This window comes from Pseudarthrobacter cellobiosi (assembly GCF_023913755.1).
In the GTDB taxonomy this organism is placed as follows: domain Bacteria; phylum Actinomycetota; class Actinomycetes; order Actinomycetales; family Micrococcaceae; genus Arthrobacter; species Arthrobacter cellobiosi.
The window spans coordinates 1-1,738 of sequence record NZ_JAMXBJ010000005.1 but is presented as its reverse complement, the minus strand read 5'-3'; the positions used below and the strand labels follow the sequence as shown (position 1 = coordinate 1,738).

General features: G+C 64.5%; 1 protein-coding gene. It reads right to left on the bottom strand.

The window, feature by feature from the left end; genetic code table 11:
• Positions 1-175 precede the first annotated feature (175 nt).
• Positions 176-1,546 (bottom strand): IS1182 family transposase, encoded by a 1,371-nt coding sequence (locus NG696_RS00030; RefSeq protein ID WP_445260421.1) that lies wholly within the window; start codon positions 1,544-1,546, stop codon positions 176-178.
• Positions 1,547-1,738 lie beyond the last annotated feature (192 nt).

Here is a 1,738-nt window from a genome sequence, read left to right as displayed (position 1 = left end):
CTAGGTGCGTGGGTCGGTAATTGTTTGAGGGTTCCTCAGGTTTGAGCCGTAATGGCCCGAGGCCGGTTTCCTTGTCTTGGAAAGGTGCCGGCCTTTTGGCATTCTCGTGGAAGGAATGGGCTGGAAGGCTCATGCGGGGCGCGGTTTGATCCCGGGGCGCCGTCCCCGGTCGGATTCAGGCGGTGGCGGTGCGGTAACTGAAGAGTTTGAGCAGGTTGTGGCAGCCGGCTACCAGCTTCCATTCCCCGGCTGCCTTCTCGAGCCCGCGAAGCAGGACATGTTTGCCTTGCCGGGTGTTGATCTGTCCGAAGACCGGTTCCACGATGGCTTTGCGCCGGGCGTAGACCGCTCGGCCTTCCTTCGTTTTCAGTTTCCTGGCCATCCGCTCGGCCGGTGTCGCGTTCGCCGGGATCCTGCCCCGTGGCGCCTCCGGGACCGATTGGTTGTGTTTCATCCGCCGTGTGGAGATGAAGAATTCGGTTCCGCCACCGGCTTCCAGGTCTTTGACGTGGTCCAGGTTCGCCGCTGAGCAGTACCCGGCATCGGCGCTCCACTTCCGGGGCATGGCCTTCAGGATGTCCTGCGCGTGCTGGACCATCGGGACCAGTTGCTGCACGTCCACCGCGGTGTTGTTCAGTTCGGTGGCAACGATGACCTGGTGATCTTTATCAACGACGCCCTGCCCGTTGTAGCAGTAGTGGTAGGAACCGTCCGCGGTCTTCATGATCCTCGCGTCGGGGTCCGTGAAGTTCCGTTGGGCCGTGGGCTTGGGGACCGCCGCGGCCGCGGCGGCATCTCCCTTCCCGGAAACATCCTCATCATCGTCCCCGCGGGCGCGGGCCTTCTCCTCGGCTTCACGGCGCGCCTTCTGGGCGGCTTCGGCTTCGATGGAGGCCCTGGCGGTGGCCATCGCCTGGGCGCGCCGGGCCCGGTTGGCCAGCTCGGCGGGCAGTTCATCGCCGCGTTTGCCCGGCCCGAACCGGGCGTCCTCGGCCGCGTCCACGGTCTTCGCCTCCGCCATCAGGTCGCTGATCTCATCGGCCAACACCTTCTGCTTCTCCGTCAACCGGGCATAACTCATGGCCTTGTGCCGCGAGGCGTTGGCCCGGACCTTCGTCCCGTCCAGTGCCACATGGCCCAGCGAGACCATGCCCGCGGCCCGGCAGAGCTCCAGCGCCTGCAGGAACACGTTGGCCAACGCCGCGAGGTGGCGTTCGCGGAACCGTCCGATCGAACGGAAATCCGGGGCCTGCTGGGCACACAACCAACGGAACGCGACCACATCCGTGCACGCCCGCTCCAGCTCCCGCGAAGAACGCACCCCCACGCAATACCCATACAGCAGGATCCGCAGCATCAGCCGCGGATCATACGGCGGCTGGCCCTTCGCCCTGGCGTAGGAAGCATAGAACCGGGTCAGATCCAGCTCCCCGTCGACGAGTTCGCCAATGAACCGGGCCAGATGGCCCTGGGGCAACCACTCCTCCAGCGACGGCGGGACCAGCATCACCGCATCGGGCTCGAACGCCTTGAAGCGTTTGTTGATCCCGCCGTTGGCTTCCATCGGGACATCGGTGGGCTGCTCGACCCGCTCGACCAGAGACTCGTCGAACAAACCATCCTGCGCGGAAAAACCAGTAACCATGCCCACGATTCTCCCAGCCGCCCCTACCAGGACATGGTTATTCTGTCGGCGTTTTAAGAATTAGGGCCTGTCATTTCTGACCCACGCACCTAG